Annotated in this window: 19 protein-coding genes; 16 read left to right on the top strand and 3 right to left on the bottom strand. The window is 61.0% G+C overall.

Annotated features, from left to right (window positions below; genetic code table 11):
• Nucleotides 1-14 precede the first annotated feature (14 nt).
• From ABOK31_RS03935 to rarD, 8 genes are all read left to right on the top strand, one after another.
• Nucleotides 15-755, top strand: coding sequence for an SDR family NAD(P)-dependent oxidoreductase (locus ABOK31_RS03935; protein ID WP_349957831.1), 741 nt, complete (start codon nucleotides 15-17; stop codon nucleotides 753-755).
• A gap of 226 nt (nucleotides 756-981) precedes the next feature.
• Nucleotides 982-2,373 (top strand): cysteine--tRNA ligase, encoded by a 1,392-nt coding sequence (cysS, locus tag ABOK31_RS03930; protein ID WP_349957830.1) that lies wholly within the window; start codon nucleotides 982-984, stop codon nucleotides 2,371-2,373.
• The gene (locus ABOK31_RS03925) at nucleotides 2,370-2,849 is read left to right on the top strand and encodes a GFA family protein (protein ID WP_349957829.1); all 480 of its coding nucleotides are present in this window, start codon (nucleotides 2,370-2,372) and stop codon (nucleotides 2,847-2,849) included. The genes cysS and ABOK31_RS03925 overlap by 4 nt, the downstream gene beginning before the upstream one ends.
• A complete protein-coding gene (locus ABOK31_RS03920) occupies nucleotides 2,846-3,337 on the top strand; it encodes a GFA family protein (protein WP_349957828.1) in 492 nt (163 codons plus the stop codon). The genes ABOK31_RS03925 and ABOK31_RS03920 overlap by 4 nt, the downstream gene beginning before the upstream one ends.
• Nucleotides 3,330-3,806 carry a GFA family protein gene (locus tag ABOK31_RS03915; protein ID WP_174174163.1) on the top strand — a complete coding sequence of 159 codons (477 nt, stop codon included), beginning with the start codon at nucleotides 3,330-3,332 and terminating at the stop codon, nucleotides 3,804-3,806. The genes ABOK31_RS03920 and ABOK31_RS03915 overlap by 8 nt, the downstream gene beginning before the upstream one ends.
• Nucleotides 3,803-4,762: a prolyl aminopeptidase gene (gene pip, locus ABOK31_RS03910; RefSeq protein WP_349957827.1), complete on the top strand. Its 960-nt coding sequence runs from the start codon at nucleotides 3,803-3,805 to the stop codon at nucleotides 4,760-4,762. The genes ABOK31_RS03915 and pip overlap by 4 nt, the downstream gene beginning before the upstream one ends.
• Before the next feature lie 90 nt (nucleotides 4,763-4,852).
• Nucleotides 4,853-6,469, top strand: coding sequence for a citramalate synthase (gene cimA, locus ABOK31_RS03905; RefSeq protein ID WP_174174161.1), 1,617 nt, complete (start codon nucleotides 4,853-4,855; stop codon nucleotides 6,467-6,469).
• 108 nt (nucleotides 6,470-6,577) lie between these two features.
• Nucleotides 6,578-7,489: an EamA family transporter RarD gene (gene rarD / locus ABOK31_RS03900; RefSeq protein ID WP_349957826.1), complete on the top strand. Its 912-nt coding sequence runs from the start codon at nucleotides 6,578-6,580 to the stop codon at nucleotides 7,487-7,489.
• 129 nt (nucleotides 7,490-7,618) lie between these two features.
• Here the strand turns inward: rarD and ABOK31_RS03895 are convergent, their stop codons facing one another.
• Nucleotides 7,619-8,242 (bottom strand): TIGR00730 family Rossman fold protein, encoded by a 624-nt coding sequence (locus ABOK31_RS03895; protein ID WP_174174159.1) that lies wholly within the window; start codon nucleotides 8,240-8,242, stop codon nucleotides 7,619-7,621.
• 155 nt (nucleotides 8,243-8,397) lie between these two features.
• Between ABOK31_RS03895 and ABOK31_RS03890 the strand changes: the two genes are divergently transcribed.
• From ABOK31_RS03890 to ABOK31_RS03860, 7 genes are all read left to right on the top strand, one after another.
• Entirely contained in the window at nucleotides 8,398-10,461 is a 2,064-nt protein-coding gene (locus tag ABOK31_RS03890) for a LysM peptidoglycan-binding domain-containing protein (protein WP_349958847.1), read from the top strand.
• A gap of 205 nt (nucleotides 10,462-10,666) precedes the next feature.
• Nucleotides 10,667-12,553, top strand: coding sequence for an ABC transporter ATP-binding protein/permease (locus ABOK31_RS03885; RefSeq protein WP_349957825.1), 1,887 nt, complete (start codon nucleotides 10,667-10,669; stop codon nucleotides 12,551-12,553).
• 130 nt (nucleotides 12,554-12,683) lie between these two features.
• Complete coding sequence (locus ABOK31_RS03880) at nucleotides 12,684-13,382, top strand: phosphatase PAP2 family protein (RefSeq protein WP_349957824.1); 699 nt, start codon at nucleotides 12,684-12,686, stop codon at nucleotides 13,380-13,382.
• Between the two features lie 185 nt (nucleotides 13,383-13,567).
• Nucleotides 13,568-14,110, top strand: a complete 543-nt coding sequence (pyrE, locus tag ABOK31_RS03875) for an orotate phosphoribosyltransferase (RefSeq protein ID WP_349957823.1) — start codon at nucleotides 13,568-13,570, stop codon at nucleotides 14,108-14,110.
• 204 nt (nucleotides 14,111-14,314) lie between these two features.
• Entirely contained in the window at nucleotides 14,315-15,013 is a 699-nt protein-coding gene (locus ABOK31_RS03870; protein ID WP_174174154.1) for a phosphatidylserine decarboxylase, read from the top strand.
• A gap of 20 nt (nucleotides 15,014-15,033) precedes the next feature.
• Nucleotides 15,034-15,894, top strand: a complete 861-nt coding sequence (gene pssA / locus ABOK31_RS03865) for a CDP-diacylglycerol--serine O-phosphatidyltransferase (RefSeq protein WP_174174153.1) — start codon at nucleotides 15,034-15,036, stop codon at nucleotides 15,892-15,894.
• Between the two features lie 327 nt (nucleotides 15,895-16,221).
• Nucleotides 16,222-16,362: a hypothetical protein gene (locus ABOK31_RS03860; RefSeq protein WP_015339320.1), complete on the top strand. Its 141-nt coding sequence runs from the start codon at nucleotides 16,222-16,224 to the stop codon at nucleotides 16,360-16,362.
• Between the two features lie 74 nt (nucleotides 16,363-16,436).
• On the opposite strand, the gene ABOK31_RS03855 is transcribed toward ABOK31_RS03860, so the two are convergent.
• Together ABOK31_RS03855 and ABOK31_RS03850 are read right to left on the bottom strand one after the other, a co-directional pair.
• Complete coding sequence (locus tag ABOK31_RS03855; protein ID WP_349957822.1) at nucleotides 16,437-17,201, bottom strand: SOS response-associated peptidase; 765 nt, start codon at nucleotides 17,199-17,201, stop codon at nucleotides 16,437-16,439.
• A gap of 43 nt (nucleotides 17,202-17,244) precedes the next feature.
• Nucleotides 17,245-17,565, bottom strand: coding sequence for a YnfA family protein (locus ABOK31_RS03850; protein ID WP_174174151.1), 321 nt, complete (start codon nucleotides 17,563-17,565; stop codon nucleotides 17,245-17,247).
• Nucleotides 17,566-17,729: 164 nt separating this feature from the next.
• Here ABOK31_RS03850 and ABOK31_RS03845 point away from each other — a divergent pair, with 164 nt between their 5' ends.
• Complete coding sequence (locus ABOK31_RS03845; RefSeq protein ID WP_349957821.1) at nucleotides 17,730-18,149, top strand: NUDIX domain-containing protein; 420 nt, start codon at nucleotides 17,730-17,732, stop codon at nucleotides 18,147-18,149.
• Nucleotides 18,150-18,173 lie beyond the last annotated feature (24 nt).

Raw genomic sequence — 18,173 nt, 5'->3', positions numbered from 1 at the left:
CGGATCAAGGCAGCATGAGCGTCAATCTCAAGGACAAGATCGCCCTCGTCACCGGCGCATCGCGCGGTATCGGCTATTTCACGGCGCTGGAACTGGCCAAGGCCGGCGCGCACGTGATCGCCTGCGCCCGCACGGTCGGCGGACTTGAGGAGCTTGATGATGCCATCAAGGCGGCCGGCGGTTCCGCGACCCTCGTGCCCTTCGATCTTGCCGACATGAATGCCATCGATGCGCTCGGCGCTTCGATCTTCGAACGCTGGGGCAAGCTCGATATTCTCGTTGCCAATGCCGGTGTTCTCGGCGTGATCTCGCCGATCGGCCATGTCGAGGCCAAGGTCTTCGAAAAGGTGATGACCATCAACGTGACAGCCACCTGGCGATTGATCCGTTCCGTCGAGCCGCTGCTGATGCGCGCCGAGGCGGGCCGTGCCGTAATCCTGTCTTCGGCGGCCGCCCATCGCTGCCGGCCCTTCTGGGGTCCTTATTCCGCCTCCAAGGCCGCCGTCGAGGCGCTGGCCCGCACCTGGGCAGGCGAAGCGCAAAACACGCCGCTGCGCGTCACCAGCGTCGATCCGGGCGCGACCCGCACCGCCATGCGCGCTCAGGCGATGCCCGGCGAAGATCCGGATACGCTGCCGCATCCCCGCGACGTCGCCCAGGCGATCCTGCCGCTTGTCGGCCCCGATGTCACCGAAACCGGTAAGCTTTTCGTCGTGCGCGAGAACAAGCTCGTCAACTACCGGATGCCGGAATAAAAAACAGCCCTTCCCCATACGGGAGGGGCGCTCTCCCCACTTGACCAAATTCCTCCGGCGCGCGATAAAGCCGCCCATGAAAACGGTTATCTGCATTATCTGCCGGAAGATTATTCGCTAGCGTTTCGCTGGCCTGGCCGTTTTCGTCTCCCAAAATCCAAGATGACAAACGTCCGGCCCGCCGGTGACGGTATTTTTTTCGGATTTATGCCTTTGGGAGAGTGACATGGCCGCCGAGCCGCAACTGAAGTTCTACAACACGCTGACGCGCGAAAAGGTCGATTTCCAGCCGATCGACCGCAATAACGTCCGCATGTATGTCTGCGGCCCGACGGTCTATGATTTCGCCCATATCGGCAATGCCCGCCCGGCCATCGTCTTCGACGTGCTGTTCCGGCTGCTGCGCAAGACCTATGGCGAGAGCCACGTCACCTATGTCCGCAACATCACCGACGTCGACGATAAGATCAATGCACGTGCGCTCCGCGACCATCCCGGCCTCGCGCTTAACGAGGCAATCCGGCTGGTGACGGAGAAGACCGAGCAGCAATATCGCGAGGACACAACGGCGCTCGGCTGCCTGGAGCCGACGGTGCAGCCGCGGGCGACGGACAATATCGCGCAGATGATCGCCATCATCGAGACGCTGATCGCCAAGGGCCATGCCTACCGCGCTGCCGGCGAAGTGCTGTTCGACACCAAATCGATGGCCGATTACGGCCAGCTTTCGAAGCGCAATCTCGACGAGCAGCAGGCCGGCGCCCGCGTCGCCGTCGACGAGCACAAGAAGAGCCCCGGCGATTTCGTGCTCTGGAAGCTGTCGGATGAGAACGAGCCCGGCTGGGAAAGCCCCTGGGGCCGCGGCCGTCCGGGCTGGCATATCGAATGCTCGGCCATGAGCGGGCGCTATCTCGGCGATGTCTTCGACATTCATGGTGGCGGGCTCGACCTGATCTTCCCGCATCACGAAAACGAGATCGCCCAGTCGCGCTGCGCGCATGGCACGCATGCGATGGCGAATGTCTGGATGCACAACGGCTTCGTGCAGGTCGAAGGCCGCAAGATGTCGAAATCGGAAGGCAATTTCGTCACCATCCACGAGCTGTTGCAGACGGACAAGCTCGGTGGCCGGACTTGGCCGGGCGAGGTCCTCAGGCTTGCCATGCTGATGACGCATTACCGCGAGCCGATCGACTTCTCCGTCAAGCGTCTCGATGAGGCAGAAAGACTGATCGCCAAATGGCCGGCGGCAGACGTCAGCGATGCCGCGCCGGATCAGACGGTTCTTGCCGCTCTCGGCGATGATCTGAACACCGTTGCCGCTATCCAGGCGCTGCACGCCCTGGCGCAAGCCGCCAATGCCGACGCCAGCCTCCTGCCGGTCTTTGCGGCCAGCGCCGATCTTCTCGGCCTGCTGCCGAAGAAGGCGGAGATCGACGAAGCTGCCGTCGCGGAAATCGATGCCAAGGTGCGCCAGCGCCTCGAGCTGCTGAAAGCCAAGAACTTCGCCGAGGCCGACAAGCTTCGCGAGGAGCTGACGGCAAGAGGTATCCAGCTCAAGGACGGCAAGGATGCGGCGACAGGTGAGCGGATCACGACTTGGGAGATCAAGCGGTGAGCAAGGCCTACACCGGCGGCTGTCAGTGCGGCGCGGTTCGCTTTCGGGTGCGAGGCGAACTGAAGGATGCGTCGATCTGTCATTGCCGGATGTGCCAAAAGGCTTTCGGCGCCTATTATGCGCCGCTGGTTTCGACGCGCGGTGCCGAGCTCGCATGGACGCGCGGAGAGCGCAAGGTGTTCCAATCGTCGAACTATGTGAAACGCGGTTTCTGCGGCGATTGCGGTACGCCGCTGACCTATGAGGCGCCGGATGGCATTGCGGTCGCGGCCGGCGCCTTCGACGATCCATCGCAACTGCCGCCTGTCGTGCAATACGGCACCGAAGCCAAGATCGGCTTCATCGACCGGCTGCATCTGCTGCCGGGACACCGGACAGAGGAAGATGCCGAGCAGGCGCCCTTCGTGCTGGAGATCGTATCCTATCAGCATCCCGATCACGATACGGCGACATGGCCACCGGAGCGCGGCAAATGACGATGACGGCGGGACACAGCGGTGGATGCCAATGCGGCGCGGTTCGTTATCGCACTGCCGGCGCACTCGGCTATCCGCATCTTTGTCATTGCCGCATGTGCCAGAAAGCGTCTGGCAATTACGCCCTGCCATTGGGTAGTGCCAAACGTGCCGATTTCGAGCTGACGCGTGGCGAAGCTACATGGTTTCATTCGTCGGATCTTGTGCGCCGCGGCTTTTGCGGCACCTGCGGTACGCCCTTGTTCTATGATGTGCCCGGCACGGATTCCATCAATGTGACACTTGGTTCACTGGATGAGCCGGCGCTGATCCAACCCGTCGCGCAATCGAACCGTGCGGCAAAGATGCCCTGGTTCCATGTGCTCGATACGCTGCCGATGGAACCGGATGAGGATAGCTCGGATCGTGCGATATCGATCAAGCTCTCCAATCATCAACATCCCGACTACGATACCCAAAGCTGGCCAGAGGAGAAGAGCCATGAGTGAAGCCACCAGAAGCGGAGGATGCCAATGCGGCGCGGTGCGGTTTCGCATCCGCGGCGAGCTTGGCCGCCCGTCGATCTGCCATTGCCGCATGTGCCAGAAGCAGTTCGGCAATTTCTTCTCCGCCCTGGTGACGGCACCGAGCGATGGTCTTGAATGGACGCGCGGCGAGCCGACTTACTTCCAGTCCTCCGTCAACATCGAACGCGGCTTCTGCAAAAACTGCGGCACGCCGATGACCTACCGCCATCCGGGCGGCCTGGAAATCGCCATCGGTGTCTTCGACGAGCGCGACGATCTCGCTCCGCAGATCCAGGTCAACCATGCCTACCGCCTGCCCTGGGTGGAGACGATCTTCGAAAAGCCTGTCCATCAGGATCCGGACTTCTATTCGCGGCAGGAGCAGATCATTTCCTTCCAGCATCCCGATCACGACACGGATGTCTGGCCGGCGGAAGGGCTGAAAATATGACCGAGGTGCTGCGGACGTTCTATCCGGAGATAGAACCCTATGCTTCCGGCCGTCTCGATGTCGGCGACGGTCATGTGATCTATTGGGAACGCGTGGGAACGCCGGGTGCCAAGCCCGCCGTCTTCCTGCATGGCGGCCCGGGCGGCGGTATCTCGCCGAGCCATCGCCGCGTGTTCGATCCGGCGCTTTATGACGTCACACTGTTCGACCAGCGCGGCTGTGGGCGATCGACGCCGCATGCCGGCCTGGAAGCCAACACCACCTGGCACCTGGTTGCCGATATCGAACGGCTGCGCGAAATGGCCGGCGTCGAAAAATGGCTGGTTTTCGGCGGCTCCTGGGGCTCGACGCTGGCGCTCGCCTATTCCGAAACGCATCCGCAGCGGGTTTCCGAGCTGGTCGTGCGTGGCATCTACACCCTGACGAAGGCCGAGCTCGACTGGTATTATCAGTTCGGCGTCTCAGAGATGTTCCCCGACAAATGGGAGCGTTTCATCGCCCCTATCCCGCAGGAAGAGCGCCATGAGATGATGGCCGCCTATCATCGGCTGCTGACACATCCGGAGAAGGCCGCGCGTCTGGAAGCTGCCAAGGCATGGTCGATCTGGGAAGGTGAAACGATCACGCTGCTGCCGGAGCCCACCGTCAGCGCCCAGTTCGAGGATGCGGAATATGCGCACGCCTTTGCCCGCATCGAGAACCATTTCTTCGTCAATGCCGGCTGGCTTGAGGAAGGTCAGCTGCTGCGGGACGCCCACAAGCTGAAGGACATTCCAGGCGTCATCGTCCATGGCCGCTATGACATGCCGTGCCCGGCAAGATATGCCTGGGCGCTGCACAAGGCCTGGCCGAAAGCGGAATTCCATCTGATCGAGGGCGCGGGCCATGCCTCGTCGGAGCCTGGCATTCTCGATCAGCTCATCCGCGCGACAGACAAGTTTGCTGGGAAGATTTGATCTCAGTAAGCCCCTCACCCCAGCCCTCTCCCCGTTAACGGGGAGAGGGAGCGACTGAGCAAGAAAAACCGGTTCGCCGGAGGAAACAGTATGACACGCGAAAAAATCTATCTCTTCGACACGACGCTCCGCGACGGCCAGCAGACGCCCGGCATCGATTTCTCGGTCGAGGACAAGATTGCCATTGCGACCATGCTGGATGAATTCGGCCTGGATTACGTCGAAGGCGGTTATCCCGGCGCCAATCCGACCGATACGGCATTCTTCAACGAGAAACGCACAAGTTCGGCCTCCTTCGTCGCCTTCGGCATGACGAAGCGCGCCGGCGTCTCCGCCTCCAACGATCCCGGCCTTGCCAGCCTCCTGCAGGCGAAGTCCGACGCGATCTGTTTCGTCGCCAAGAGCTGGGACTATCACGTTAAGGTGGCGCTCGGTTGCACCAACGAAGAGAACCTCGAAAGCATCGCCGAAAGCGTCAAGGCGGCCGTCAGTGCCGGCAAGGAAGCCCTGGTCGATTGCGAGCACTTCTTCGACGGTTACAAGGCCAACCCGACCTATGCGCTGGCCTGCGCCAAGACGGCCTATGACGCGGGCGCCCGTTGGGTCGTGCTCTGCGACACCAATGGCGGCACGCAGCCGCCGGAGGTACGCGCCATCGTCGAAGCCGTCATCGCCTGCGGCGTCCCGGGACACTGTCTTGGCATCCATGCGCACAACGACACCGGTCAGGCGGTTGCCAATTCGCTGGCCGCGGTCGAGGCCGGCGTCCGGCAGATCCAGGGCACGCTGAACGGCATCGGCGAGCGCTGCGGCAATGCCAACCTGATCACGTTAATCCCGACGCTGGCGCTGAAAAGAGCCTATAGCGAACGTTTCGAGACAACGATCGACGCCGAGCGGCTGGTGGGCTTGACCGGCCTTTCGCACGCTTTCGACGAGTTGCTGAACCGCTCGCCCGACCATCAGGCGCCCTATGTCGGCGCCTCGGCCTTCGCGACGAAAGCGGGCATCCATGCCTCGGCGCTTCTGAAGGATCCTCGCACCTACGAACACGTGCCGCCGGAAAGCGTCGGCAATTTCCGCAAGGTGATGGTCTCCGACCAGGGCGGCAAGTCGAATTTCATCAATGCCCTGAAGCGACGCGGCATCGAGGTGGGCAAGGATGATCCCAAGCTCGACCAGCTGATCCAGATCGTCAAGGAACGTGAAGCGACAGGCTATGCTTACGAAGGTGCCGATGCGAGCTTCGAACTGCTCGCACGCCGCACGCTTGGCACCATCCCGGAATTCTTCGCGATCGACGGTTTCCGCGTCATGGTCGAGCGCCGCTTCGATTCCCACGGCCGGGTGAAGATCGTCTCGGAAGCCGTGGTCAAGATCATCATCGACGGCGAGACCATCATGTCGGTTGCCGAAGGCGACGGCCCGGTCAACGCGCTCGACCTGGCGCTGCGCAAGAATTTCGGCAAATACCAGCACGAGATCGACGATCTGGAACTGGCCGACTTCAAGGTGCGTATCCTCAATGGCGGCACGGAAGCCATAACCCGCGTCCTCATCGAATCCACCGATAGCGACGGCGTGCGCTGGTGGACCGTCGGCGTTTCGGAAAACATCATCGACGCATCGTTCCAGGCGCTGATGGATTCCGTCATCTACAAATTGATGAAGAACCGGCACATGGCGGGCAGAATCGCGGCGGAGTGATCCGCCGCCCATCAAAAAGCTTGACGATGCCGTCAAGGAAATGAATTAGCCACGCGTCACGCATTGGAGTAATCCCGTCTCAAATAACAGGGAATGACGGGAAAATTCATGGCCACCGATGCGGTGAAACCGGAAATCAAGAACAACGATGCTGTCCGGGGCTTCGGCTTCGCGATGACTGCCTATCTCTTCTGGGGCATTCTGCCGCTCTATATGAAGGCGCTGGCGCACATCCCGGCTTTCGAGGTCATCGCTCACCGTATCGTCTGGTCGGTTCCCGTCGCAGGTATCGTGTTGGTGGCACTTGGACGCCTGGGTGACGTAAAGGCGGCGTTTCGCAACCCGCGGACAATCGCCATGGCGTCGCTGACGGCAGCGCTCGTCACCATCAACTGGGGAACCTATGTCTGGGCCATCGGCGCCGGCCATTCGCTCGATGCAGCCCTTGGCTATTTCATCAATCCGCTGTTCAGCATCGCGCTCGGCGCCATCCTGCTCAAGGAAAAGCTCGCGCCAACGCAGATTGTCGCGATCTGCCTTGCAGCCGCCGCAGTCATTATCCTGACCGTCAAGGCCGGCACCCTGCCCTGGGTCGCGTTGTCTCTGACCTTCTCCTGGGGCTTCTATGCCTTTTTCCGCAAGACCCTGCCTGTTGGAGCCAATCAGGGGTTCTTCATCGAGGTGCTGCTGCTCTGCATTCCGGCAGCACTTTACATCCTCTATCTGGAAGCGCGCGGCGAAGGTCATTTCTACCAGACCGGTCTTTCGGACACCGCACTTCTGCTCGGCTGCGGGCTTGTGACGGCGCTGCCGCTGATGATCTTCGCCAACGGTGCGAAGCTTCTGAGGATGTCGACCATCGGCATCATGCAGTATATCGTGCCGACGATGGTCTTCCTGATCGCCGTCTTCCTGTTCAGGGAGCCGTTCGGAACCACCCAGCTGATCGCGTTCTCGCTGATCTGGGCCGGTCTCGTGCTTTACACCTGGTCTATGCTGCGTCAAAGCAGAGGGCGCTAACGGCGCGATATGGTTAGCAAATCGCTAATTGGGGCAGTTGAGCTTTCACAGAAGCCGTGAACTGCCCCAACTCATCATCATCACGCAAGTCCAGACAGAAAACCGCTGCGCAATTTCCCGGAACAGCTTTTAGAGCTTGGAAATGACGGCCTCTTCTCCGCCGCGGTCGCCGCGTGTCTCTGCGGCATGTTTGCGGATGGCCGGAATGATGTCGGCCACCTTGTCGATGACGAGCGGCTGGACGCGATGGGTCGTATGGACAAAACCCTCTTCCGTCATATGGCGGATGAGTTCCATCATCGGGTCCCAGAAGCCATTGATATTGGCGAAGACCATCGGCTTTTCGTGACGGCCGAGCTGACCCCAGGTCATGATCTCGACGATCTCTTCCAAAGTGCCGATGCCGCCGGGAAGCGCCACGAAAGCGTCGGCGCGCTCGAACATGCCGTGTTTGCGCGTATGCATGTCCGGCGTTATGATGAGTTCGTCGAGTTGACCGAGCGAATGGCGCGTCGCTTCCATATCGACGAGAAATTCCGGAATGATGCCGGTGACCTGACCGCCGTGCGACAGCACGCCGCTCGCGACAGCGCCCATGATGCCCTTCGTTCCGCCACCATAGATCAGGCGCAGGCCGTTTTCGGCAATGCTTTTGCCCAGTTCACGGCCGGCAGCCATGTGGGAGGGATCGCGCCCCGGCCGTGAGCCGCAATAAACACAAATGGATCGAATTGGCGTGGAATCGTCGGTCATGAATGCAAACAACTATGCTGCAGATGCTCAGTCAAGATTTTTCAAAGGAAAACTTGTGTCGGGACATGCGAAAATGGCTGAGAAAGCTTGTAAAAGCAGGCGAAATCGCTAGCAATTTCAGGAGTTGCGACGACTTCGCCGCGTGGAGATGAATGATGATGAAGAACCGTGCCGGTTGGCTGGCTCTGTTGGTGTTGATAGTGGCGACCCTGTTGATGGTCTTTTTTGTGATGCCGCGCATCAACGGTGACAAGACCCCGATCGGCGATGTCGTCAATCAAGCCGGCAACGCGGTGAAGAATACGATCGACCAAAACGCGCAGAAGGCCGGCGAGACCGCCGAGAACGCGACGAAGGCCACGCAGAATGCCGTATCGACCGCCGCCAGCACAGGAGACCTTGCCAAGAAGCTGACCGACCTGACGGGCGCGGCAACCGCTTCGCTGGCCGATTTGAAGGCACTCTTCAAGGACGGCAATGCACCGGCCCAAGATGTCTTCACAGCTGCGAAGACAAAGGCGATTACCGCGCTGCAATCCATCGTCGGTTTCGCTCTTCCCGAAGGGCTCGACGCAACGGCGACGGGACTTGTGAAGAAGGCACAGGACGGTGCGGGCAAGGCGCTCGCCATCATCCAATCTCTCCCCGACAACGCGACCGAAGCCAGTGCCGCGATCGACAAGGCTTTCGCAGCCTTGACCGGCCAACCGGCGCCTGAGACCAACGCTGCTGCCAATCCTCACGTACCATCATTCGACGTATTGCGCGTCGAGCCGGATGGCTCCACGGTTATCGCCGGCTCGGCCGAGCCGAATGCCAAGCTGGAGATCGTCGACGGCGAAAAGGTCGTCACGACGACCAATGTCGGCCCGAGCGGCGACTTTGCCGCCGTACTCGACAATCCGCTACCGCCTGGCGATCACGAACTGGTACTGCGCGCCACCGGCAAGGACGGCAAGCCCGTCAATTCCGAGGAAGTCGCCACCGTCTCCGTGCCGAAGGACAATTCCACCCAAGTTCTCGCGATGGTGTCGAAGCCAGGCACCGCAAGCCGCATCATTACGGCGCCTTCCGCCAAGCAGGGCCGCGTGACCTCCAGCGAACAGGATGCGTCGGCAGCCGATGCACAGGCCAAAGCAACGGATAAGCCGGCAGCCACGACAGATGCCAAGCCGCAACAGGATGGCACGAGGGTCGCATCCGCCAATCCCGAAGCGGGCACGGCAACGCCGCCAGCAGCGAAGGTGGAGGCGGAGCAAGACGTCATGGTCAATGCGGTGGAGATCGAAAACGACCACATCTTCGTCGCCGGCACCACGAAGCCGAATGCCAAGGTTCGCGCCTATGCCGATGACAAGCTCATCGGTGAGAACGTCGCGGGTGCGGACGGTCATTTCGTTGTAGATGGACCCATGCCTCTTGCCGTCGGCGATCACAAGATCCGCGTCGATGTGCTCGATGGAGCTGGCAAAGTCGTGGTGCGCACCAGCGTCAACTTCACGCGCCCCGAGGGCAATCAGGTGACGGTCGCGGCGCAGACGCCCGCCGCCAATGGTCAGACGCAAGCAACCACGGCAAACATGGTGCCGCTCGACGAGGGTGAGCTTGCCAAACTCAAGGAAGGCGCAGGCAAGGCTTTCGCGCTGCTCAAGGGGCTCTTTGCGGACGGCAAGCAACCGAATGCCGAACAGCTCGCAGCCGCCCGCTCCGGCACGGAAATCGCGCTGAAATCGCTCTCGGAATTCCGTCCGACCATCGCCGCCAGCGCCGTGCTCAAGAAGGCCGCAGCCGATGCCTCCAGCGCTGCCGCCAAGGCACTTGCTGCTCTCGTCGCCCTGCCGAAGGACCCGAAGTCAGTCGGTGCCGCCCTGCCCGGCCTGGAGCAGATGATCGCCGTCATCACCGTGCCCGCCGAGACGGCACCGGCGCAACCCAACGCAGAGGTCTCTTCCAGCGACAACGGCCCGAAGACGATCGAGCAGGCGCCGCTCTCGCAGGACGCCAATGCCGTCATCATCCGCCGCGGCGATACGCTGTGGCAGATCTCGCGCCGCATCTACGGCGCGGGCGTGCGCTATACGACGATCTATCTGGCCAACGAAGACAAGATCAACAATCCGGACCGGATCTTGCCGGGTCAGGTCTTCGGCCTGCCGAAAGACGCCCTTCCGAATGCCGAGGAGCTTCACCGCAAGCGGCTTTCGGGCGAGCATCTCTAGCGACGACTACCGTCCATCGCGAATATTGGCAGCGGCCAGGCTCTGATGAGCCTGGCCGCTGCTTTTATACGGCATAAAAATAGTATAAGCGTCGCCCGACCCCCATAGCCTTCGCTCAATGGCCATGTCTTGGCTGTGAAGGCTTGCCAGTCGGCTGTGCAAACGCTGCCACGCCCGGCTGCCCAATCATTCGCCGGAGACGGACATGGCAGGCCAGAAGAAAACCATATCGGCGGATTCCAGCAATCCATTGAACACGATCGTCAATCTCTGGCCCTATATGTGGCCGAGCGGGCGCATGGATCTGAAGATGCGGGTGGTCTGGGCGACCGTCTTCCTGCTGGTCTCGAAATTCTTCCTGCTGCTGGTCCCCTATTTCTTCAAATGGTCCGTCGACGCGCTGAACGGCAAGCTCGACATGCAGGGCATTCTGCCCGCTTTCATGGTCGGCGCCGTCGCCTTGATCATCGCCACCAACGCGACGCGCCTGATCCAGCTCGGCCTCAACCAGCTGCGCGACGCGCTGTTTGCAAGCGTCGGCCAGTATGCGGTGCGCCAGCTCGCCTACAGGACCTTCGTGCACATGCACGAGCTATCGCTGCGCTTCCATCTGGAGCGAAAGACCGGTGGCCTCTCGCGTATCATCGAGCGCGGCACGAAGGGTATCGAAACCATCGTCCGCTTCACGATCCTCAACACGTTCCCGACCTTCATCGAATTCCTGCTGACGGCCATCATCTTCTGGCGCGGCTACGGCTTTTCCTATCTCGCGGTGACCGCCGTCACGGTCTGGCTGTACATCTGGTTCACGGTGAAGGCGAGCGACTGGCGCATCTCCATCCGCCGGACGATGAACGACAGCGACACGGACGCCAATACGAAGGCGATCGATTCCCTTCTGAACTTTGAAACCGTCAAATATTTCGGCAATGAAGAGATGGAGGCCAAGCGCTTCGATCAGTCGATGGCGCGCTACGAGAAAGCTGCGACCGGCGTCTGGACATCGCTCGGATGGCTGAACTTCGGCCAGGGCGTGATTTTCGGGCTCGGCACGACCGTCATGATGGTCATGTCCGGCTGGTCCGTCCTCAACGGGCAGCATACGGTCGGCGATTTCGTCTTCATCAACGCCATGCTGCTGCAGCTTTCGGTGCCGCTGAACTTCATCGGCTTCGTCTATCGCGAAATACGCCAGGGCCTGACCGATATCGAGGAGATGTTCGACCTGCTCGAGGTTCAGCCCGAAGTAATCGATGCGCCAGATGCCAAGGAGCTCATCATCGGCAATGGTGCGATCTCGTTCAAGGACGTGCATTTCGCCTATGATCCGGCACGGCCGATCCTGAAGGGCATTTCCTTCGAAGTGCCCGCCGGCAAGACGGTCGCCGTGGTCGGACCCTCGGGTGCCGGCAAATCGACGCTGTCACGGCTGCTCTATCGCTTTTACGACGTACAGAGCGGCACGATCACCATCGACGACCAGGATCTTCGCACCGTCACGCAGAAAAGCCTCCGTAAGGTCATCGGCATGGTGCCGCAGGATACCGTGCTCTTCAACGACACTATCGCCTACAACATCCGCTATGGCCGGCCGGGCGCGAGCGAGGCGGAAGTAACCGGAGCGGCCGAGATCGCCCAGATCGGCGAATTCATCCGTCTTCTGCCCGAAGGTTTCGAGACCAAGGTCGGCGAACGCGGCCTCAAATTGTCGGGCGGCGAGAAGCAGCGCGTGGCGATCGCCCGCACCGTTCTCAAATCGCCGCCGGTTCTGATCCTCGACGAGGCGACCTCGGCGCTCGATACGACGACCGAGCGCGAAATACAGGCCGCCCTCGACGTCGTCTCCAAGAACCGCACGACGCTTGTCATCGCGCATCGCCTGTCGACCGTCATCGGCGCAGATGAGATCATCGTGCTGAAAAGCGGCGTCATCGCCGAGCGCGGCACGCATGCCGAGCTTCTGGCACAGAACGGGCTTTACGCGTCCATGTGGAGCCGCCAGCGCGAGGCGACGCAGGCCGAGGAGCATCTGAAGCAGGTACGCGAGAACGACGATCTGGGCGTTGTCGACCGATTGGCGCCGGCAAGCTGAGAAAGCCTGCAGGAGCGCCGCGTTCCGTAACCCGCACAGGATCGGGGCGCCGCACTTATGCACCGATGGCTGTCACGAGGCTGAGATGACAGCTTGCTAGGTACGGCTCTCACATAAAGGGAGCCCCAAAATGCGTACTTTTGCCAAAGCTTTAAGCCTGTTGCTCGTCGTCGGCCTCGCCTCGCCGGTTTTTGCCGACGATGCCAAGCCTTTCTCCGATGCCAAGGAGATCAATCTCCTCGATCTGCTGCCGCCCCCGCCTGCCAATGATTCCGCACAGATGAAGGCAGAGCTCGGCGAAATCCTGACGATCCAGGTGACCCGCACGCCGGAAATGGCAGCTCGCGCAGTGGCCGATGCCGAAGAGAACGTCTGGCGCTTCTCCGACGTCATCGACAGCCCGAAATTCACCAAGGAAAACCTGCCGAAGTTCTCGGCCTTCTTCGACCGCGTCGTCGAAACCGAAGGCGCCGTCGTCGACCCAGCCAAGGATGTCTGGAAGCGTCCGCGCCCGCATCTCTACAGCGACCTCGTAAAGCCGATCGTGCCGCTCTCCAAGTCCGGCTCCTACCCGTCCGGCCACACCACGGTCGGCACGCTGATGGGTATCGTTCTCGCGAACATGGTGCCTGAGAAGCGCGCCGTCATCATGGCTCGCGCCTGGGAATACGGCCATAACCGCGTCGTCGGCGGCATCCACTACGCTTCCGACATCGAAGCCGGCCGCATTGCAGGCACCGTCATCGCCGAAACCATCATGACGCATGACGATTACAAGACCGAGTACGAAGGCGCCAAGGCTGAGCTGCGCGCCGCTCTCGGCCTTTGATTTCCGATCTCTGACAGATGTGGAAGCCGCCGGATGACCTTCGGCGGCTTTGTCTTTTCCTCCCCATCTCCCCAAGCCTTTCAGAAATTTGCACCTCACAGGACCCCTCTCAAGATACCCATCTGGTTTGCGGCTGGATGATTTCCGCGTATATGCGAGGGCAGCGCGACGAAGGAGGCTGAGCGATGGCAGATGGGATCATTCATGCGAAAACCGATCTCGCCCGGCGCATCGCCGAGGTGTCGATGTTGCAGGGCGAATTCGAACTCCGCTCGGGCCAGATCTCCAACCGGTATTTTGACAAGTACCGCTTTGAAGGCACGCCTTCACTACTGAAGCCGCTTGCGCGCGCGATGGCCGATCTCATCCCGGCCGAAACCGAAATCATTGCCGGCCTGGAATTGGGCGGCATCCCGCTTGTGACGGCAATCTCGCTGGAGACCGGCCTTCCTGCCGCGTTCGTCCGCAAGGAAGCAAAGACTTATGGGACCTGCCAGGCAATCGAGGGGCAAGACGTTTCCGGCCGCCGCGTAACCTTCATCGAGGATGTGATTTCGACGGGTGGTGCGGTACAAGATGCCTATCACCTGGCAATCGGCTCGCAGGCGCACATTCTCGCCGTCATCTGTGCGATCTGGCGTGGAGATGGCGTGCCCGCGATCCAAGGCCTTCCCCAGCTTTCCGTCTTGCCCGTTTTTACGAGAGCAGATCTGGAGAACGCCCTGTAGGCATCCGTATCGGCGGAGGATAGGATTGCGTTGGGGGCGAGCGTGCGAAAGCATTGCCCATGACAGAGTTTGCCTGTAGTCACGCTCGACTAGTAATCAGAGCAAGACCGCTTATCTTGTTCTCATTCTTTTGACTGGCATAATCTCGTTCGGAGAACCGGAGCTCGGTTCTTGGTGAGGTTGCCCTAACGGAGTAGGCCGTAGATGAGCTTGATGAACAGCGTACGCAACGTCATCGTTCCCGTACACAAGGAGGGCTATCCCTTCGTTGCAGGCTTCTTCGTCGCGTCGCTGGTGCTCGGTTGGATCTTCAAGCCGCTCTTCTGGATCGGTCTGATCCTGACGCTCTGGTGCGCCTATTTCTTCCGCGATCCCGAGCGCATGACGCCTCAGGACGATGATCTGGCGATATCGCCTGCCGACGGCAAGGTTTCGAGCGTGCAGATGGTGACGCCGCCGGCCGAGCTCAATCTCGGCAGCCAGCCGATGCTGCGGATCTCGGTCTTCATGAATGTCTTCGATTGCCATGTGAACCGTTCGCCGATGCGCGGCCGCATCACCAACGTCGCCTATCGCCAGGGCAGCTTCCTCAATGCCGAACTCGACAAGGCCAGCGAACAGAACGAGCGCAACGGCCTCGTGATTGAAACGAAGCATGGCGAGATCGGCGTGGTGCAGATTGCCGGCCTCGTCGCCCGCCGCATTCTTTGCTTCGTCCATCCGAACGAGCCGCTGGATGCGGGTGAACGCATCGGCCTCATCCGCTTCGGCTCGCGCCTCGATATCTTCCTGCCGGAAGGCGCCTCGCCGCGCGTTGCCGTCGGCCAGCGGGCGATCGCCGGCGAAACCGTCATTGCCGAATTCGGCTCGGCCAAGGGCGCAACCATCAGCCGCCGCAGCTGAACTTTAGGAACACGAGCGAGATGAAGACGCCTTTTCCGCCTTTCGAGCCGCATGGGCCCAACGACGAAGCGCGCGGGCCGCGTCTCCGGGAAATTCCGCTGCGGCTAATCGTGCCGAACATGATTACCGTGCTGGCGATCTGCTCGGGCCTGACGGGCATTCGCCTCGCTTTCGAAAGCCGCTACGAGCTCGCCGTTGCCGCCGTGCTGGTTGCAGCCTTCCTCGACGGCATCGACGGGCGCGTCGCGCGGCTGATGAAGGCCACCTCGAAGTTCGGCGCGCAGATGGATTCGCTCGCCGATATCGTCAACTTCGGCGTTGCCCCGGCGCTCGTCGTCTACGTCTTCCTGCTCGACCAGGCCCGCTCTCTCGGCTGGATCGCAGCGCTTATCTACACGATCGCCGCCGGCCTGCGGCTCGCCCGCTTCAACGTCATGGCCGAGCGCGAGCACAAGGCGTCCTGGCAATCGGAATATTTCGTCGGCGTGCCGGCGCCTGCCGGCGCAATGCTGGTGCTGCTGCCGGTCTATCTCGGCTTTCTCGGGTTGACGCCGGACCATACGTTCGCCTTGTGGGGGGCAGCCTATACGGTTCTCATCGGCTTTCTGCTGGTCAGCCGCCTGCCCGTCTGGTCCGGCAAATCGGAAGGCAACGGCGTAAGGCGCGACCTGGTGCTGCCGATCATGCTCGGCCTTGTCGTCTATGTCGCGCTGCTGATGAGCTATACGTGGCATGTCATGGTCGTGACCGTCGTCATCTATTTGCTGTCTCTGCCCTTCGGCGCGCGCTCTTGGGCGAAGAAATATGGCACCTACACAATCAACGGCCCCGCCGATCCCAATGTCGACGATTCCAACGACGATATCGGCCGGCATATCTAGGGCCGGCATATCAAACCGCTACGCAATGGCCCTCTGGTGGCACTGCCGCGCTGCAACCGCCAGTCTGTAAGTCTCCCTTATCAATCAGAGACATGACGATCGTTCATCGGCGCAACGGAAGGCCCTCTCGGCGCGATATTTCCGCAGATTCAAACATTGCGGCAGTGCGGATTCTACACGAGGTTTCGGCGCTAATCTCTCGAAATATGGTCGTTGTTTACAAAAGCTGATTGGAAAACGCCTTCGATTTGTCATGATTTACGACAAAAAGCACTACTCGACTGTGAATCGAAAAATGCTCCGGGGGAGCATGGTGAGGAGTGAAACATGACGCAGAAGAAAGACCAACCGGCACAACCGCAGGCAAAGATCGATCCCAGCAAGCATTATCGTCCGCTGGGCCTGAAAGCCGTTCTTGCAGCCCATCTGATGCTGAAGACAAAGCCTCTCAAGAAGAAGATCGCTTAAGAATATAGTTCTGTCCGCCGCCGACCAATACCGGCGGCAGCATTTCCGGTCACTGGCCGCCGAATGGCGGCCGCTCAGAGAAGGCTTAGCTGGCCATCTTCCGGATCCGCCTTCTTCGGCGGCTTCCTGACCGGATCGAGCGCTACAGGTGCCTGCACCTCCGGCCCCATATTGGCGACCTTGTTGACACGATCCGAAACCGGGATCGCCTCGAAAAAATCCTCCTGGACCGGCTTCATCAGATCAAGGACATCGCGCGGTTCCTGCGTCTTGCAATCGAGCCAGCGGGCAAAATCCTCCGGCTTGATGACGACGGGCATGCGGTCATGAATGGATCGAATGGTGCTGTTTGCCGCCGCCGTCAGGATCGCACCGGTGTCGACTTCCGAACCGTCGGCCGACGACCAGGTTTCCATCAGCCCGGCAAAGGCGATGACACCGCCCTTGCGAGGCCGAATCCAATAGGCTTGCGGCTTCTCGCCACTTTCCTTCGGCGGCCGATGCCATTCGTAGAAACCGGATGCCGGAATGAGGATGCGGCGATGGCGCATGGCGGCGCGGAAAGAAGCCTTGCCGATCGCCGTTTCCGATCGTGCGTTGATCAACAACGGGAAGTCCTTGGGGTCTTTCACCCAGTCGGGCATAAAGCCCCAGCGCACGAGCAGGGCGCGACGATCCGGCAGGTTGCTGCCCGGTTGCTGCCTGTCGCCCGATATGACGACAAGGATCGGCTGCGTCGGCGCGATATTATAGCGCGCGGGAAAACCGTCATTCAGCAGGACACCGAGCGCTTCGCCCACTTGGTCTGCCGTCGATGTCAAAGCGAAACGTCCGCACATGAGGCCTGTGTTGCACCCGCAAGGCGCCGGGTCAAGCCTAAGCTCAGCCGCGCGGCCCGAGAAGAATGATCCCCGCACCGGCAAGGCAGATGACGGCGCCCGAAATATCCCATCGGTCCGGAAGCCGCCCTTCAGCGAGCCAGAGCCACAGAATGGAGGCAACGATATAGACGCCGCCATAAGCAGCAAAAGTGCGCCCGGCCGCCTCGCTCGGCACCAGTGCAAGCAGCCAGGCAAAGAGCGCCAGCGAGACAAGGCCGGGTGCGAGCCACCAGACGGGCTTCGACAGACGCAACCACGCCCAGAAGGCAAAGCAGCCCGCTATTTCGGCGAGAGCCGCCAAAGCATATAGCCCGTAGATCATCCCCGATCGTCCCTATATTCGGCGCATTGAGAATCGTCGCCTTAGCCGGGAGCGAGTTAATGGGCTTTCCCGCGGGACAGCAAGCGCCGTTTCCTGTAGAAATTGGTCGCGAATGGCTCATCGCCATTGCGCATCGATCTTCCTATCCGAATGCAAAGCGATCCATGATCTCCAATCCTCGCCCTGCCTCCTCCGCCATTCTCGAACGCAATGGCCGCTTCCTGCTGGTGCTGCGCAGCAATCCGCCGTCCGCCGATATGTACGCCTTTCCGGGAGGGCGGGCCGAAGAAGGAGAGACGCCGGCCGACGCGGCGCTGCGCGAGTTCAAGGAGGAGACAGGCATATCAGCCCGCAATCCCCGCCTGTTCGAGACCTATGACCTGCGCTCGCACGCGGCGGATGGAACGCTGACAAGCCACTTCCTGCTCTCGGTCTTCCTCGTGGATGCCGACGAGGATGCGGTTGCCGAAGCCGCCGACGATGCGGCTGCCATCGGCTGGTACACGCTGGAGGAGGTGCGCACCCTGCCCGTTCCGGCCAGCGTGCTCGAATGCGTGGAGCGACTTGCTGCAGAAGACGCATAGCTCCGCCCCGAAATTAACGATGCT

Origin of the sequence: Rhizobium sp. ZPR4, assembly GCF_040215725.1 — a bacterium.
In the GTDB taxonomy this organism is placed as follows: Bacteria; Pseudomonadota; Alphaproteobacteria; order Rhizobiales; family Rhizobiaceae; genus Rhizobium; species Rhizobium rhizogenes_D.
The sequence above is the reverse complement of the archived record's forward strand: the minus strand, read 5'-3'. Positions and strand labels throughout refer to the sequence as shown.

Coding starts and splice junctions, on each gene's coding strand:
- ABOK31_RS03935 (WP_349957831.1), top strand. CDS start 15: ATGAGCGTCAATCTCAAGGACAAGATCGCCCTCGTCACCGGCGCATCG.
- cysS (WP_349957830.1), top strand. CDS start 982: ATGGCCGCCGAGCCGCAACTGAAGTTCTACAACACGCTGACGCGCGAA.
- ABOK31_RS03920 (WP_349957828.1), top strand. CDS start 2,846: ATGACGATGACGGCGGGACACAGCGGTGGATGCCAATGCGGCGCGGTT.
- ABOK31_RS03915 (WP_174174163.1), top strand. CDS start 3,330: ATGAGTGAAGCCACCAGAAGCGGAGGATGCCAATGCGGCGCGGTGCGG.
- pip (WP_349957827.1), top strand. CDS start 3,803: ATGACCGAGGTGCTGCGGACGTTCTATCCGGAGATAGAACCCTATGCT.
- cimA (WP_174174161.1), top strand. CDS start 4,853: ATGACACGCGAAAAAATCTATCTCTTCGACACGACGCTCCGCGACGGC.
- rarD (WP_349957826.1), top strand. CDS start 6,578: ATGGCCACCGATGCGGTGAAACCGGAAATCAAGAACAACGATGCTGTC.
- ABOK31_RS03895 (WP_174174159.1), bottom strand. CDS start 8,242: ATGACCGACGATTCCACGCCAATTCGATCCATTTGTGTTTATTGCGGC.
- ABOK31_RS03890 (WP_349958847.1), top strand. CDS start 8,398: ATGATGAAGAACCGTGCCGGTTGGCTGGCTCTGTTGGTGTTGATAGTG.
- ABOK31_RS03885 (WP_349957825.1), top strand. CDS start 10,667: ATGGCAGGCCAGAAGAAAACCATATCGGCGGATTCCAGCAATCCATTG.
- ABOK31_RS03880 (WP_349957824.1), top strand. CDS start 12,684: ATGCGTACTTTTGCCAAAGCTTTAAGCCTGTTGCTCGTCGTCGGCCTC.
- pyrE (WP_349957823.1), top strand. CDS start 13,568: ATGGCAGATGGGATCATTCATGCGAAAACCGATCTCGCCCGGCGCATC.
- ABOK31_RS03870 (WP_174174154.1), top strand. CDS start 14,315: ATGAGCTTGATGAACAGCGTACGCAACGTCATCGTTCCCGTACACAAG.
- pssA (WP_174174153.1), top strand. CDS start 15,034: ATGAAGACGCCTTTTCCGCCTTTCGAGCCGCATGGGCCCAACGACGAA.
- ABOK31_RS03860 (WP_015339320.1), top strand. CDS start 16,222: ATGACGCAGAAGAAAGACCAACCGGCACAACCGCAGGCAAAGATCGAT.
- ABOK31_RS03855 (WP_349957822.1), bottom strand. CDS start 17,201: ATGTGCGGACGTTTCGCTTTGACATCGACGGCAGACCAAGTGGGCGAA.
- ABOK31_RS03850 (WP_174174151.1), bottom strand. CDS start 17,565: ATGATCTACGGGCTATATGCTTTGGCGGCTCTCGCCGAAATAGCGGGC.
- ABOK31_RS03845 (WP_349957821.1), top strand. CDS start 17,730: ATGATCTCCAATCCTCGCCCTGCCTCCTCCGCCATTCTCGAACGCAAT.